Annotated in this window: 13 protein-coding genes and 1 pseudogene; 5 read left to right on the plus strand and 9 right to left on the minus strand. The window is 74.0% G+C overall.

What is annotated here, in order from left to right:
• A pseudogene (locus ABT041_RS39095) lies at positions 1–85 on the plus strand (oxidoreductase); the annotation flags it as partial.
• Positions 86–198: 113 nt separating this feature from the next.
• On the opposite strand, the gene ABT041_RS24540 reads toward ABT041_RS39095, so the two are convergent.
• The 3 genes from ABT041_RS24540 to ABT041_RS24550 are packed head-to-tail and all read right to left on the minus strand — an operon-like array spanning position 199 to position 3,500.
• Positions 199–960: a TIGR04222 domain-containing membrane protein gene (locus ABT041_RS24540; RefSeq protein WP_351187827.1), complete on the minus strand. Its 762-nt coding sequence runs from the start codon at positions 958–960 to the stop codon at positions 199–201.
• A gap of 48 nt (positions 961–1,008) precedes the next feature.
• Positions 1,009–2,112, minus strand: coding sequence for a TIGR04222 domain-containing membrane protein (locus tag ABT041_RS24545; RefSeq protein ID WP_351188055.1), 1,104 nt, complete (start codon positions 2,110–2,112; stop codon positions 1,009–1,011).
• 2 nt (positions 2,113–2,114) lie between these two features.
• Positions 2,115–3,500 carry a multinuclear nonheme iron-dependent oxidase gene (locus ABT041_RS24550; protein WP_351187829.1) on the minus strand — a complete coding sequence of 462 codons (1,386 nt, stop codon included), beginning with the start codon at positions 3,498–3,500 and terminating at the stop codon, positions 2,115–2,117.
• Between the two features lie 178 nt (positions 3,501–3,678).
• On the opposite strand from ABT041_RS24550, the gene ABT041_RS24555 reads away from it, so the two are divergent.
• A complete protein-coding gene (locus ABT041_RS24555; RefSeq protein ID WP_502976586.1) occupies positions 3,679–4,773 on the plus strand; it encodes a DUF2332 domain-containing protein in 1,095 nt (364 codons plus the stop codon).
• Positions 4,774–5,812: 1,039 nt separating this feature from the next.
• Here the strand turns inward: ABT041_RS24555 and ABT041_RS24565 are convergent.
• Positions 5,813–6,523, minus strand: a complete 711-nt coding sequence (locus ABT041_RS24565) for a peptidyl-tRNA hydrolase (protein WP_351187833.1) — start codon at positions 6,521–6,523, stop codon at positions 5,813–5,815.
• A 71-nt stretch (positions 6,524–6,594) separates the two neighbouring features.
• On the opposite strand from ABT041_RS24565, the gene ABT041_RS24570 reads away from it, so the two are divergent.
• From ABT041_RS24570 to ABT041_RS24580, 3 genes are read left to right on the plus strand one after another with little or no spacing between them, the layout of a single operon-like run.
• Positions 6,595–7,272 carry an AIM24 family protein gene (locus ABT041_RS24570; RefSeq protein WP_351187835.1) on the plus strand — a complete coding sequence of 226 codons (678 nt, stop codon included), beginning with the start codon at positions 6,595–6,597 and terminating at the stop codon, positions 7,270–7,272.
• A complete protein-coding gene (locus ABT041_RS24575) occupies positions 7,269–8,252 on the plus strand; it encodes an ATP-binding cassette domain-containing protein (RefSeq protein ID WP_351187837.1) in 984 nt (327 codons plus the stop codon). The genes ABT041_RS24570 and ABT041_RS24575 overlap by 4 nt, the downstream gene beginning before the upstream one ends.
• On the plus strand, positions 8,249–8,899 hold the full coding sequence (locus ABT041_RS24580; protein ID WP_351187839.1) for an ABC transporter: 651 nt from the start codon (positions 8,249–8,251) through the stop codon (positions 8,897–8,899). The genes ABT041_RS24575 and ABT041_RS24580 overlap by 4 nt, the downstream gene beginning before the upstream one ends.
• A 7-nt stretch (positions 8,900–8,906) precedes the next feature.
• Here the strand turns inward: ABT041_RS24580 and ABT041_RS24585 are convergent, their stop codons facing one another.
• The 5 genes from ABT041_RS24585 to ABT041_RS24605 form a co-directional block, all read right to left on the minus strand.
• On the minus strand, positions 8,907–9,764 hold the full coding sequence (locus ABT041_RS24585; protein WP_351188057.1) for a polysaccharide deacetylase family protein: 858 nt from the start codon (positions 9,762–9,764) through the stop codon (positions 8,907–8,909).
• A gap of 117 nt (positions 9,765–9,881) precedes the next feature.
• On the minus strand, positions 9,882–10,763 hold the full coding sequence (locus ABT041_RS24590) for a PPK2 family polyphosphate kinase (protein WP_351187841.1): 882 nt from the start codon (positions 10,761–10,763) through the stop codon (positions 9,882–9,884).
• Positions 10,705–12,129: a nucleobase:cation symporter-2 family protein gene (locus tag ABT041_RS24595; RefSeq protein ID WP_351187843.1), complete on the minus strand. Its 1,425-nt coding sequence runs from the start codon at positions 12,127–12,129 to the stop codon at positions 10,705–10,707. The genes ABT041_RS24590 and ABT041_RS24595 overlap by 59 nt, the downstream gene beginning before the upstream one ends.
• A gap of 93 nt (positions 12,130–12,222) precedes the next feature.
• Positions 12,223–13,587, minus strand: coding sequence for an alkaline phosphatase PhoX (locus tag ABT041_RS24600; protein ID WP_351187845.1), 1,365 nt, complete (start codon positions 13,585–13,587; stop codon positions 12,223–12,225).
• Between the two features lie 131 nt (positions 13,588–13,718).
• The gene (locus ABT041_RS24605) at positions 13,719–14,144 is read right to left on the minus strand and encodes an OsmC family protein (RefSeq protein WP_086831840.1); all 426 of its coding nucleotides are present in this window, start codon (positions 14,142–14,144) and stop codon (positions 13,719–13,721) included.
• Between the last annotated feature and the right edge of the window lie 3 nt (positions 14,145–14,147).

Genomic DNA, 14,147 nt, shown 5'->3' on the forward strand with positions numbered 1-14,147 from the left:
CGGTGCGCACGGCTACCTCATCGGCGAGGTCCTCTCCCCGCACAGCAACCACCGCACGGACGCGTACGGCGGCGGCCGGGCGCGCCACCCCTTGACCCGGAAGATCAGACGGCGGGCGGCACCATTGCCCGCTGCTCCAGCGACACCGGGTCCGGCTCCGGGTGCGGCGCGCGTCATGCGCGCCGCACCGGCGTCATTTCAGGGCCTTTCCGGCGGGGCCTCTCCTGGGCCTCGGCCTTTCAGGGCCGCGCGGAGCTCCGGCTCCAGGACGGCGGGGCCGCGCGTCGCGAGGGCGGTCAGCGGATCGGCCGGCGACAGCCCCGAGAGCAGCCGCTGCCCGGCCGGGGACGCCCAGCGGGTGTACGGATACACCTCGATCCCCCCGATCAGCAGGCACAGCCCCGAGCCGACGAGCGGCAGCGCGAAACCGGCGACGACCAGGGACCGCTCCGGCTCGGCCACGAGCAGCGCCGAGACCGTCCCGAGCACCAGCGTCAGCAGGAACCCCGCCCGTACCGCCCGCACCCCGGCCGCCATCTCCCGGCGCGCCTCCTCGGAGACGGCGAGCCCCCGCTGGACGAGCCCCTCCGCGAGGAGCCGTACGGAATCGGCGGCGGCGACCACCGGACGGACGGCCGGAACCGGCGACTGCCCGGCGGGCCCGATCGCACCCAGCACCGCGCGCTCCAGCTCGTCACCCCCGGCGCCCGTGGCGTCCACGACCGTCGCCCAGCCGGTGTGCGCGAGCAGCAGCCGCCGCGCCCGGTGCATCGACACCAGGGTCAGATCGGTGACCCGGAACGGCCCGCCGGCGAGGTAGGCCGCCTCGCACACGGTCAGCTCCTCCGTACCGCCGGACGACCCGAGGGGCCGGGCGGCGGCGAGCGAGGCACGGCAGACCCGCGCACAGCCGGCACCGGCCACGACGAACGCCACCAGGAGCAGCGGAACCCAGATCATGCCCCGGTTGTACGGGAGGACGGCCGGGGCCGCCACCCGAATGGCCCCTCAGCTGCTGGAACTGGAGCTGGAGCACGAACTGGAGCTGGAACTCGAACACGAGCTGGAGCTGGAGCCGCAGCTGGAGCTCGACCCGCCGCAGCTGGAGCCGGAGCCACCGCAGCTGGAGCTCGACCCGCCGCAGCTGGAGCCGGAGCCACCGCAGCTGGAGCCGGAGCACGAGCTGCCGCCGGAGCCGCCGCAGCCCGAGGAGCAGGTCCCGGCGCCCGAGCAGGAGCTACTGCCCCCGCCTCCGCCTCCGCAGGAGCTGTTGGTCGCGCACCACTCGGTCGCCACGCCGAGGGCGGCCGCGTCCGAGGACGAGAAGTGCGACGGCGAGGGCCGCCTGCCGCCGCGCCCGTTCCGCCGGGGCGGCCCGTAGAACCGGGCGGCGGCGACCAGCTGTTCCCGGAGGACCGGGTCCGGCAGGGCCCGCAGCCCGTGCAGGGCCACGAGATGGCCGGCGTCCGCGAGAGGGCCGTGCTCCCTGCCGTACGCGAGGACCGCGCGGCGGCCGGCCGAAGTGACCTGCCGGGCGGCGACCGACCCGCAGACGATGCCGGTGATCAAGGCGGCGAACAGCATCGGCGCCACCTTGAAGACGAACGGGACCCGGAACTCCGGGGAGCCGGCGAGGTCGATCACCGTGAGGACGATCGAGACGGGGAAGAGGGCGAAGGCCGCGAGGGCGAGGGCGCCGCACCAGCGCGCCGTGGTCCGTCGCGTCGCCGGGGCGACGACCAGACCGCGCGCCGCGAGACCGTCGCCGATCTCCTGGACCGCCGGGTGCCGCATCACGCCCAGGCGCAGGTGGTGCAGGGCCCCGTGCGGGGCGGCGGCGTGCTCCTGGAGGACGGCGCGCTCCACCGGGTCGTACGCGGTGGGCCGGACGACCGCGACGATGCCGGGGCCGCCGATCGCGAGCCGGCCGTCGGCCTGCAGGGCGGCGAGTGCGGTGTCGACGACACGGGCCGGGCCGCCGTTGAGGAAGGCCACCTCGTACCGGTCGTGGACGGGCCCGCCGGGGCCGCCCCGCGTCCGGACGACCCGGGTGATGACGAGCGTGACGCCGACGGCGCCCGCGAGATAGACGAGCACGACGAGAAGGTCCATGGTCATCTCCGGACGAGAGCGTGGCGGGCGGCCCGAACGAGCCGGGTGGCGCGGCCGGGCGGGCGGCTGCCGGAACGGTCCTGCCACCACTCCGTGAGCCGCCGCCGAGCCGCCGGGTCCTCGGGGCGCTCGGCGAGCAGCAGGTGCTCGGCGAAGTCGAGGGCGTCACGGCGGTAGCCGCCGCTCATGGGACGGGAACGGGCGTACGCGAGGAACGCGGGCCGGAAGTCCTTGCCGAGGATCTCCGGCAGCTCCGGCGCGACCTTCGCGACGACCCCGGCGCGCTTGGCGGCGAGGGCGCGGCTCTGGACGGCGATCCGACGGGTGTCGAAGCCTTCGGGGACGGGGGTGCCGGCGACGAGCGCGGAGAGGAGGGAGGCCTGGGTGACGGCGAGGCGCTGACGCGCGCCGGGTCGCGGTGTGGGGTCCTCCAGGGTGGGCGCCGCGCCGGGCATGGGGCCTCCGGAGACGCGGGCGCCGGCGCCGATGAGCAGCGGGGCGCGTCGGGGCGCGGGCACCAGGGGAAGGGCGCCGTGCGCGTGGGCTGCGGCCACGGCCGTCGCGGAACGCCCGCCCACAGTGGTCCGGATGGCATCCAGCTCCAGCGCCAGCTCCTCCGCCGGCGGGAAGTCGTCGTCCCGTTCGAGGAGGACGCCCGGCGGGGTCACTCGGGAGGCGAGGTCCGCCAGGATGTCGAGGACCTTGCGGGGGACCGGGTGGGCGTGGGTGTCGTGCCAGACGCCGTCCCGCTCGATCCCGCCCGCCACGTGGACGTAGGCGATCGCTTCGACCGGCAGCTCGGACAGGGCACGGGCCGGGTCCTCGCCGCGGTTGACGTGGTTGGTGTGCAGGTTGGCGACGTCGATGAGGAGCCGTACCCCCGTACGCTCCACCAGCTCCGCCAGGAACTGTCCCTCCGTCATCTCCTCGCCCGGCCAGGCGATCAGGGCCGCGATGTTCTCCAGGGCGAGCGGGACGGGCAGGGCGTCCTGCGCGATGCGCACGTTCTCGCAGAGCGCGTCGAGCGCGTCCCGGGTCCGGGGCACGGGCAGCAGGTGGCCGGCTTCGAGCAGCGGGGTCGCGGTGAGCGGCCCCCCGGCCCGTACGAACGCGATGTGCTCCGTGACCAGCGGCGCCCCCAGGGCCACCGCCTTCTCCCCGAGCGCCGCGAGCCGCGCCGGGTCCGGGCGGTCGGCCCCGCCGAGCCCGAGCGAGACGCCGTGCGGGACGACCGTCACGCCGCGCTCGCGGAGCCGGGTCAGGGAGTCGGGCAGATGGTCGGCGCAGATGTTCTCCGCGACGACCTCCACCCAGTCGACGCCGTGCAGGGCCTCCACCGCCTCAGCGATCTCGGGACGCCAGCCGATGCCGATGCCGAGTTCCGTCATGTCCCCCTCCTTCGGTCCTCAGTCCCTCCCCTGATGACCCGAGCGGCTCCACTCGAACCTCCCGAGGCCGAGGTTCAGAGCTTCATTTGAGGTTCGGCCGCTGTGAGCTTCGAGACAGTCGGCGTGCGCTTCGTTTGGATCTTCGCCGGCGAAGGGATGACGAAGGGACGACGAAGGGATGACGGTGGACACCGCAGACCTGTACCGGCACTTCGCCACGAGGGAGGCCCGGGGGCACTCCGCCCGCTATGAGGAGCTGGCCGCCGCCGTGGCGGAGGACGAGAAGCTGACGGCCCTGATCGAGCAGCTCCCGGAACCCCGTCGGCAGCCGAACCTGCTCCTGGCCGCCGTGCGTTTCCTCGACGGGCCCACGGAGGACCCCGAGGAGTTCCGGAGCTGGGTGATCGGCAACTGGGGCCGGGTGAGGGAGACGATGCTGCGACGCCGCACCCAGACGAACGAGGCGGGCCGCTGCGCCACCCTGCTGCCGCTCCTGGCGTCGCTGCCCGGGCCTTTGGCCCTGATCGAGGTCGGTGCCTCCGCGGGACTGTGCCTGTACCCGGACCGCTACCGGTACGCGTACGACGACCGCCCCTCGTTCGGCCCGGCCGGCAGCCCGGTCACGCTCACGTGCCGCACCTCCGGCCCGGTACCGCTGCCCGAGACGTTGCCCGAGGTCGTGTGGCGGGCGGGAATCGACCTGAACCCTCTCGACGTTCGCGACGCCGACGACATGCGCTGGCTGGAGTCCCTGGTCTGGCCGGAGCAGCGCGAGCGGGCGGACCGCTTGCGGGACGCCGTGCGCGTCGCGCGCGCGGAGCCCCCGCACCTCGTCCGCGGCGACCTCAACGAGACGGTCCGCGAGCTGGTTGCTCAGGCGCCGCCGGGCGCCACGCCCGTGGTCTTCCACAGCGCGGTCCTGTACTACCTCCCGACGCAGGCCCGGGAGGCCTTCGCCGAGACGATGCGCGGCCTCCCGGCCCACTGGATCTCGAACGAGGCCACGAGCGTCCTGCCGTCCGTGGCGGCCCGCCTCCCGCACCCCGCACCGCAGGACCGGGCGGTGTTCGCCCTGGCCCTGGACGAGAGGCCCGTGGCCTTCACCGGCCCGCACGGCCAGTCACTGGACTGGTTCCAGCACCCAGGCGTGCAAGGCCTCGCCGGACTCGGAGAGGGTCGCCCAGACGCCGTTGCCCAGGGCCGTCGGCCGGGTGCCGGGCGGGGCCGGGTAGGTGATCGGGTGGAGGTCGTCCGGGGTCGTCGTGTCGAGTAGCCAATGGCGGGCCTCGCCCCACTCGTCGTCGCTCTCCGCGGTCGACACGACGAGCGTCGTCTCGTGCACGAAGCCGCCCGCCCAGTCCCAGCAGACCGGCATCTCGTCCTCCGCGTCGTCGGACGGGGCGTCAGGATGGGGCGGCACCACCGACTCCGCGTCCCATTCCAGGCCGTCCACGACCAGCCCCCCGGAGTCGCGGACGGCGAGCGCGTCCTGGTCGTGGGAGACCGTCATCAGGCGGTCGCCCGACGGGCTCACGCTCAGCAGGCAGAGGTCGCCCTCCACGTACGTGACGTTCAGCTTCTCCCCGTCCCAGGTGCCCAGCCGCAGGGGCGCGCCGTCCTGGCCCTCGCCGATGCTGAGGCCCATCCGGCGGGGGTCGGTCGGGTGGGGGACGTGGATGCTGCCGGCCGCCGCGGCCCGCGCGTCGGCCCGTGCGAGGACCCGGCCGTCGGCGGCGTCGATCACCAGCCATTCGTCGACGGTGTCCGGAGTGAGTTCGCCCTCGGCCAGCGGGCCGCGGACGTGGGCCCAGACGAGGCTTCCGTCCGCGGAGAAACCGACGGAGCCGTCGTCCGGGTATCGGTGGTCCCGGTCCTCCGCGTACTCGTCGTACGACTCGTGCAGCTTCCCGCACGCCCCGTACCAGCAGCCGTGCCGGACCTCCCAGCGCGTCGCCCCCGACGTCTCCACCGCCCGCACGGCGTGCACCCCGGCGAAGACGGCCAGGCCCGCGTCGGGCGACACCTCCCAGGTCCCGCGGCGACGCGGCCAGGGCGCGGGAAAACGGACCTCCGCTCCCGGCCGGGCCGCGTGGGCGTCGTCCAGTGGCCGCGCCACGACCTCCTCGTCGCTCCGCTGGACGAGCAGCCGGCGCCCCGGCCTCCCCACGATCTCCGGCGGACCGGCCGCTGTCGGGGGCAGGGGAGCGGGGACGGTGGTGAGGAGCCGGGCCTGTACGGACATGTGGATCTCCCAGGTGCTGAGGACGCGGCCGCACACTACGGCACGGGTCCGACAGCCGCCCCGGCCGCCGTCAGGGCCGGGCGAGACGCAGCTCGGGGGCGAAGAGGGCGCTGCCCTCCGACACCACCGTGCACGAGCCGGGCGCGATCTCCGTGAAGCCCGCGTCACGGACGACCGGCAGCCCGCTCGTCGTCAGGGCCGCCCAGTCCCCGGCCGGTGCCGTGCGCACCGCGAGCGGGAAGCCCGCCTCCTGCCACGCCTTCCGGTCGGCCTCCGCCATCGCCCACCACAGGAGCTGCGCCCCGTGGCCGGCCTGCGCCATCGCCTTGCCCGCCGACATGTCGAGCTCCGGGTTCATCCACAGCACCGGCGCCCCCTGCGCCACGGGGCCGGGCGCCGCCGGGTCGTCGAGGTCCGTGCCGGACACCTGGAGCTTCGCGAGGTCCTTGGGCCAGCCGTCCAGCGGGACCGGCGGGAAGACCCGTACCTCGGCCTCCGCACCGGTCACCGTGATCCCCGGCAGCGTGTTCGCCCGGCGCCACTCCGCGCCGCGCGCCCGGCGCACCACCTTGCGGATCCGGGCGTCCTGCCAGTCGGTGATCGCCTGCGCCCACTCGCCCTCGCCGAGGGAACGGTCGTCGGTGAGGATCTCCAGGACGGCCCGCGCCGCGGTCTCCAGCGCGTCGGTACGGGCCGGGGGCGCGTCGCGCTCGATCCGGACGACCAGGGGGAGGACGAACTGGGGCTTCTCATCGCGGAGATCGGTCTCGTTGCTGCTCACCCGGCAAGTCTGCCATCGCCCTGAGGAGCGATTCTTGTGGGAATCATCGCTTCCGGGCCAGGATGCCCCTCATGAAGAGCGATCTTTTTGCCGGTGAGCACCTCGCCGAGGCGGCGACCTTCCCGGGGATGACCCTCCAGAACGCCAAATCGGTCAAGTACACCGTGAACGGCGAGATGCACGCCCGCCAGGGCTCGATGATCGCCTTCCGCGGTGACCTGCAGTTCGAGCGCAAGGGCCAGGGCATCGGCGGCATGCTCAAGCGGGCCGTCACCGGCGAGGGCCTGGCGCTGATGGCCGTACGGGGACAGGGCGAGGCCTGGTTCGCGCACGAGGCGCAGAACTGCTTCATCGTCGAGATCGAGCAGGGCGAGGCCTTCACCGTCAACGGCCGCAACGTCCTCTGCTTCGACGCCACCCTCCACTACGACATCAGGACGGTGAAGGGCGCCGGCATGACCGGCGGCGGCCTCTTCAACTCCGTCTTCTCCGGCTACGGCAAGATCGCCCTGATGTGCGAGGGCAACCCGATCGTCATCCCCGTCACCCCGCAGGCCCCGGTGTACGTCGACACCGACGCCGTCGTCGGCTGGAGCGAGCAGCTCCACACCTCCCTGCACCGCTCGCAGTCGCTCGGCTCCATGCTCCGTGGCGGCTCGGGCGAGGCCGTGCAGCTCAAGCTGGAGGGCCAGGGCTTCGTCGTCGTCCGGCCGAGCGAGCTCACCCCGCAGAAGAACGCGTCGAATTGAGGCTGGAGCACGTCGGGCGGCGGCACGGCCCGCGCGGGCCGTGGGTGCTGCGGCAGGTCTCCCTCGACCTGCCCTCCGCCGCCCTCGTCCGGGTCGCCGGCACCAACGGCACCGGCAAGTCCACGCTGCTCCGGCTGCTCGCCGGCATCGACGCGCCCACCGAGGGCCGCGTCACCGGCCGCCCGGCCCGCACCGCGTACGTCCCCGAACGCTTCCCCGTCGCCCTGCCGTTCACGGCCCTCGACTACCTGGTCCACCTGGGCCGCGTCCAGGGCCTCGGGCCCCCGGCGGCGCGGGCCCGGGCGGAGGAGTGGCTGGAACGGTTCGGGGCCGGCACGCACGCGCGTACCGCCCTGGCGGAGCTCTCCAAGGGCACCAGCCAGAAGGTCGCCGTCGCCCAGGCCCTCCTCGCCGACCCCGCCCTGCTCGTCCTCGACGAGGCCTGGACCGGCCTCGACGCCGGCGCCCGCGACGAACTGGACGCGGCCGTCCGCGAACGCCTCGCTGCGGGCGCGACGGTCGTCTTCGTCGACCACGACCCCCGCCGCCTGGAGGGGGAGGCGGCCGTGGTGTACGGGGTGGAGGGCGGCCGGGTACGGGAGAGGGCGCCGGTGGTCGTGGGGCCGGAGGGACGTCCGCCGACCGGGCCGGAGTCCGCGGCGACGGGCGGGGGGCTTCGGGAGGCTCGGCGCGAGCCCGGGGCGAGGGCGGGCGGTGTCTTGACGGGGAGGACCGGGCCCGGTCACGCCGTGTCCTCTTCCGCGGCCGGTCCCGTCGGCTCCCGGGCCTCCGTCCGTATCGTCGCATCCGGCGGCCGGCCGCTCCCCGCCCGCCTGCCCGGCGACCCCCTGGCCGCCCCCGGCCCCGACGGCACCACCCTCCTCACCGTCGACGCGGCGCACTCCGACGCCCTTCTGGGCGTCCTCCTCGCCGCGTCCTGGCACATCCACCACCTCGGCACCGAAGGCGTACGGGTATGACGGCGCTCCTGCGCTACCAGTCGGGTCTGCTCCTCCGCTCCCAGCGCTGGCTCGCACCGCTGCTCCTCTACGCGGCCTTCATCGGCGTCGGCATCCAGGCCGGGGAACCGGTGCTCGGCGCGCTCGGGTTCACCGCCGCCGCCCTGCTCCCGGTGTCCGCCTGGTCCGTACGGATCTGCCTCACCCAGGAGCCGCCCGCCGCCCGGGGCGTGGTCGCGGCGGCGGCCGGCCGGAGCCGCGCGCATCTCGCGGCGCTGCTCACCGGCACCGTCTGGCCGGTCCTCGTCGGCACGGTCGCCGTTCTCGTGGTGACGGCGATCGGCGACCGGCGCGGGGTCACCGTCCTCGCCGCGGCCACCGCCGGGCTGCTCGCGGCCCTGGCCTGCGCCCTGACGGGGGCCGCGGTCGGCGCGCTGGCCTCCCGCCCCTTCCTCCAGGCCCCCGGCTGGTCGCTCGCCGCGCTCGTGCTCGGTTCCCTCCTGGCGCTCGTGGCGACCGGCTCCCCGGCGAAGCACGCCATGACGGCCCTGGTCACCGGCGCCCGTACGGCCACCGCCGAGCCGCCCTGGCTCGCCTGCGGCGGCGCGCTGCTCCTCGCGGCGGCGACGGCGGCGCTCGCGTGCCGGGCCACGGCTCGCCTGGAGTGAGGCCGGGTCAGCGGCTCATGAGCTCCGAGACCTTCACGAAGCGGTAGCCGCGGGCGCGGAGCTCCGGGACGATGCGGCGGATCGCCTGCTCGGTCACGGGGGCGGCGCTGCGGGTGCAGTGCATGACGACGAGCGAGCCGGGCTTCACCCCGTCGACGACCTGCTCGGCGACGGCGTCCGCGTCCTTCGCGAAGGCGTCGCCGCTGACCACGTCCCACTGGACGGCGGTGACGCCGACCGGGGCGAGGGCGCGCAGGGCGGCGTCGTCGTAGCAGCCGCCGGGGAAGCGGAAGTACGGGACGACGTTGAGCGCCCCGGCGTCCCGGAAGGAGTCGAAGGCGCGCTGCACGTCGGAGGCCATGTCGGGGCCGGGGACGGTCGGCAGGCCGTAGCAGGGGGTCGCGAAGGCGTAGTGGCTGTAGGAGTGGTTGGCGATCTCGAAGCGGGGGTCGCCGCCGATGGACTTGGCCTGGTCCGGGTACTCCTCCGCCCAGCGGCCCGTCATGAACACGGTCGCGTCCACCTTGAGCCGGCGCAGGGTCGCGATGAGCTCGGGGTTGTCGAAGTGCTCGCCGCGCGCGGCCCTGGGCCCCTGATCGGCCGTCATGTCGGCGTCGAAGGTGAGCGCGACGACCTTCTCGGTGCCCTTCGCCCGGCGCGAGTAGACGGGGGTGAGGCCGCCGGGGCCGGGGGCCATGGTGGGCGGGGCGGCAGGGACGCGCGCGGGCTTCGGGCCGGGGGCGGCGGCGCTGGCCCTGGGCGTAGGGCTCTCGGTGACGGCCGCCTTCGGCTTCGGCGCCGGGCTGTCGGCCGCGCCGGTGCCGCAGCCGACGAGGGCGGCGCCCAGGAGACCGAGCGCCGCCATTTTTCGTACAGAACTGTTCACGATCGGAAGTTATCCGATCAAAGTGATTAACGCTCGCGACGCGACAGCAGCAGCACCCGAGTCCACACGCCGAGCCGACGCGCCATCGCGCGGGACTCACGAGGCCAGTAGCCGCGCCCTGCACTCCTCCACGTCGAAGTCCCCCGGCGGGTACTTCGGGTCCAGCGCCTCCAGGTGTTCGAGCAGCAGCTTGCTGATCGCCCAGTTGCGGTACCACTTGCGGTCCGCCGGGACCAGGTACCAGGGGGCCTCGTCCGTCGAGCAGCGTTCCAGGGCGATCTCGTACGCCCGCCGGTACTCCGGCCACAGCGCCCGCTCCTCGATGTCGCCCGGGCTGAACTTCCAGTGCTTCTCGGGGTTGTCCAGGCGCTGGAGGAGCCGCGCGCGCTGCTCCTCGTACGAGAGGTGGAGGAAGACCTTCACCACGGTCACCCCGTCCTCCGCGAGGGACTGCTCGAAGCGGTTGATCTGGCCGTAGCGGCGGCCGATCCGGCGGTGCGGGACCAGCTCGCGGACCCGGGCGATGAGGACGTCCTCGTAGTGCGAGCGGTCGAAGATGCCGATCTCGCCCGGCTGGGGGAGCGCCCGCATGACCCGCCAGAGGAAGGGATGGTTCAGCTCCTCCCGGGTCGGCGCCTTGAACGCCCGGATCCGGCAGCCGGACGGGTTGAAGAGGCCGATGACGTGTTTGACCGTGCCGCCCTTGCCGCTGGTGTCCATGCCCTGGAGGACGAGGAGCATGCGCCGCCGGTCGCCGGCGGTGCTCGCCGCGTAGAGGCGTTCCTGGAGGTCGGCGAGGCGCGGCCCGAGGGCGGTGGTGGCTTCGAGCCCCGCCGCCTTGTCGGTGGGTCCGGCGGGCGTCGCCCCCGCGTCGTACGCGGTGAGGTCGATCCGCTCGCCCTCCGGGAGACGGAGGAGCTCACGCAGTACGGGTTCGGGGGCCTTCGGCTTCTTCTTCTCGCCGTCCTTCTTCGCCACCTCGGGCCCCTTCCGCCGCACCGCTCGTCCTCTCCCGATCCTGCGACGGAACCAGGGCCTCCGCACCCGCGCGGCTGCCCGGCGTGTGGTGGAAGAGGAGGTTCAGGAGGAAGGCGGCGAGGGCCGCGCTCGTGATGCCGCTGCCGAGGATGATCCGGGACCAGGCGGGGAAGCCGTCGTAGATGCCGTCGGCGACCTCCGGCAGCAGGCCGACGCCGAGCGCGACCGCCGCGATCGTCAGGTTGTGGCCCCGGTCCAGGTCGGCCCGGCGCAGGGTGTTCACGCCGACCATGGTGACCGTGGCGAAGAGCACCAGGCCCGCCGCGCCCACGACCGGGCCCGGCAGCGCGGCGACGACGGCGCCGAGCCGGGGGAGGAGGCCGAGGACGACGAGGATGCCGCCCGCGACGGCGGTGACGTACCGGCTGGCGACCTTGGTGATCCCGATGAGGCCGACGTTCTGCGTGAAGACGGTGTCCATGAAGGAGTTCATCGCGCCGCCGAGCACCCCGGAGAGCCCGTCGGCCGCCAGACCGCGCGCCAGGTCCCGGTCCGTGACCGGCCGGCCGGTGGCCTCGCCGACCGCCAGCATGGAGGCCGTCGACTCGGTGAAGATCACCAGCATCACCACGCACATCGCGATGACGGCGGTCGGCGGGAACTGCGGCGCCCCGAAGTGGAAGGGGGCCGCGAGGCCCACCCAGTCGGTGCCGGAGACCCGGGAGAAGTCGGTGAGCCCGAGGGGTACGGCCGCCAGGGTGCCGAGCACGAGCGCGAGCAGGATGCCGACCTGACCGAGGAACCCCCGGGTGAAACGGGTGAAGAGCACGATGAACAGCAGGACCCCCGCCGCGAGGGCGAGGCGTTCGCCGGAGGCGTGGTCGGGAGCCTTCGGGTCGTTGCCGGTGATCAGCCCCGCCGCGACACCGATGAGCGAGAGGCCGACGACGGTGATGACGGTGCCGCTGACGAGCGGCGGGAAGAACCGTACGAGCCGGGCGAACGGCACCGCCACCAGGAGCCCGAAGAGTCCGGCCGCCAGCATCGAGCCGTACACGGCCGGCATGCCGTACTCCTGCTCGACGAGGATCATCGGGGTCACGCCCGCGAAGGTCGCGCCCGTGACGACCGGCAGCCGGATGCCGAGGATCCGGCCGACCCCGAGGCTCTGCACCAGGGTCACGAGACCGGCGATCAGCAGGTCGGCGTTGATGAGGAGCGCGATGGCCGCCGGATCGAGTCCGGCCGCGCCGCCGAAGACCAGCGGGACGGTGACGCAGCCGGTGTACATGATGAGGACGTGCTGCGCGCCGAGGGCGGCGAGCCGCCCGAGCGGGGGCTTCTGATCGACTGGGTGAAGGGTCACCCGCGCATTCACGCAAGCGCGCGTTGTCGGCGTGGGGCGGCCGCGCTACGGGCGTGTAACGCGCGTAGCGCGGCCGCATGAGCGCCCGTCAGCTCAGCACCACGGGCCCGTCACCGCGAACGTCGTGCCGGGCGTGTAGCAGTTGACGTACATCGTCGAGCGGTCCGGGGAGAACGTGACGCCCGCGAACTCGCCCCACTCCGGGGCCTCCGGCGTCCCGATGTTCTGGGCGCCCCGGGCCACCGCGTACACCTCGCCCTCCCTGCTCACCCCGAAGACGTGCTGCGCCCCGTCGCCGTCCTCGCAGACCATCAGGCCCCCGGTCGGCGCCAGACAGATGTTGTCCGGGGACTCGCCGGGGAGCTGGACGTCGGTGCTCGGGCCGAAGACCACGACGAGGGTGAGCCGGCGCCTGTGCGGTTCGTACTTCCACACCTGGCCGAAGTGGGTGGCCGCCGAGCCGTCCTTGGCCCGCGCGAAGGACGACACGAAGTAGACGGCCCGCCCGCCCCAGTAGCAGCCCTCCAGCTTCTGGGCGTGCGTGATGCCCTTCGGTCCGAAGTCCTGGAGCCGGACGGGGGTCGACGTCGCCAGCGGGTCCGGTACGGGGACCCACTCGATGCCGTCGAAGCGGGCGCCGGTCTCCTGGACGGCGGACAGGTCGGGTACGCCGGGCACCCGCATGGCCTCCAGGGCGCCGCCCGCGCGCAGCGAGCCGGTGCCGCCGAGCGGCTTGTCGGGCAGGAAGCGGTAGAAGAGTCCGAAGGGCTGGAGGAAGGCGTCCTCCGTCTCGTACACGATGCCGCTCGCCGGGTCGACGGCGATCGCCTCGTGCTGGAAGCGGCCCATCGCGGTGAGCGGGACGGCTCCGGTGCGGTGCGGGTCGGCGCCGTCGACCTCGAAGATGAAGCCGTGGTCCTTGGTGTAGCCGTTGGTGCCGGCCCGGTCCTCGGTCTCCTCGCAGGTCAGCCAGGTGTTCCAGGGGGTGGGCCCGCCGGCGCAGTTGACGGCGGTACCGGCGATCGCGACCCGCTCGCCGAGGACGTTGTTGCGGCCGTCGAGTTCGAGCGCCGTACAGCCGCCCTTGGCGGCCGGGTCGTACGTGAGGCCGGGGACGGTGGGGACGGGGATCTTCCCGGTGACCCGGTTCTCGTGGTTGCGGACGAGGTGCACCCGGCCGCGGCGGCCGGCGAAGGCGCCCATGCCGTCGTGGTTGCTGGGGACGAGGCCCTCGCCGGAGCGCAGCGGGTCGCCCTGCCGGGAGAGGACCTTGTAGCGGAAGCCGGCCGGGAGGTCGAGGAGACCGTCCGGGTCGGGTACGAGGGGGCCGTAGCCGCCCCGGGCCGGCGGGGCCGCCGCGGCGGTTCCGGCGAAGAGTTCGGAGAGGGCGCCCGTGAAGGCGATCCCGGCGACGGACGCGCCGGTGCGGGAGAGGATCTGACGTCGTGTTGCGGACATGAGGCAACCCACTTTTCCTGTTGGCGGACAGGTGTGTGACGTGTGACCCGCATGTGTGTATCACGCACTGTGGTGGCAGGTGAACCATGCGGGCCACAACGGCCTCATGTGGCGCGGAGGCTGACCCTGCGTCAGGCCAGTTCGGCGGTGAGGGTGATCGTCGTGCCCGTGAGCGCCTGGCTGACCGGGCAGTTCTTCTTGGCGTCCTCGGCGAGGGCCTGGAACTCGTCCGCGTCCAGGCCGGAGACCGTGCCGCGCACGGTCAGGTGGATGCCCGTGATGCCCTCGCCCGGCTGGAAGGTGACGTCGGCCTTCGTCTCCAGGCGCTCGGGGGCGTGGCCCGCCTTGGCCAGACCGTTCGAGAAGGCCATCGAGAAGCAGGAGGAGTGCGCGGCGGCGATGAGCTCCTCGGGGCTCGTCTTGCCGTTGGGCTCCTCGGACCGGGCCGGCCAGGAGACGTCGTACGAGCCGAGACCGGAGGAGTCGAGGGTGACGACGCCGGAGCCCTTGAGCAGGTCGCCCTGCCAGACGGTGTGGGCGTGACGCACGGTGGCCATGGT

It is taken from the genome of Streptomyces sp. NPDC002825, from assembly GCF_040295385.1.
In the GTDB taxonomy this organism is placed as follows: Bacteria; Actinomycetota; Actinomycetes; order Streptomycetales; family Streptomycetaceae; genus Streptomyces.

Bases quoted from the DNA above. Each gene is read 5' to 3' on its own strand.
- ABT041_RS24550 (WP_351187829.1), bottom strand. From the start codon at position 3,500: ATGACGGAACTCGGCATCGGCATCGGCTGGCGTCCCGAGATCGCTGAG.
- ABT041_RS24585 (WP_351188057.1), bottom strand. From the start codon at position 9,764: ATGGCGGCGCTCGGTCTCCTGGGCGCCGCCCTCGTCGGCTGCGGCACC.
- ABT041_RS24555 (WP_502976586.1), top strand. From the start codon at position 3,679: ATGACGGTGGACACCGCAGACCTGTACCGGCACTTCGCCACGAGGGAG.
- ABT041_RS24605 (WP_086831840.1), bottom strand. From the start codon at position 14,144: ATGGCCACCGTGCGTCACGCCCACACCGTCTGGCAGGGCGACCTGCTC.
- ABT041_RS24580 (WP_351187839.1), top strand. From the start codon at position 8,249: ATGACGGCGCTCCTGCGCTACCAGTCGGGTCTGCTCCTCCGCTCCCAG.
- ABT041_RS24545 (WP_351188055.1), bottom strand. From the start codon at position 2,112: ATGGACCTTCTCGTCGTGCTCGTCTATCTCGCGGGCGCCGTCGGCGTC.
- ABT041_RS24540 (WP_351187827.1), bottom strand. From the start codon at position 960: ATGATCTGGGTTCCGCTGCTCCTGGTGGCGTTCGTCGTGGCCGGTGCC.
- ABT041_RS24570 (WP_351187835.1), top strand. From the start codon at position 6,595: ATGAAGAGCGATCTTTTTGCCGGTGAGCACCTCGCCGAGGCGGCGACC.
- ABT041_RS24600 (WP_351187845.1), bottom strand. From the start codon at position 13,587: ATGTCCGCAACACGACGTCAGATCCTCTCCCGCACCGGCGCGTCCGTC.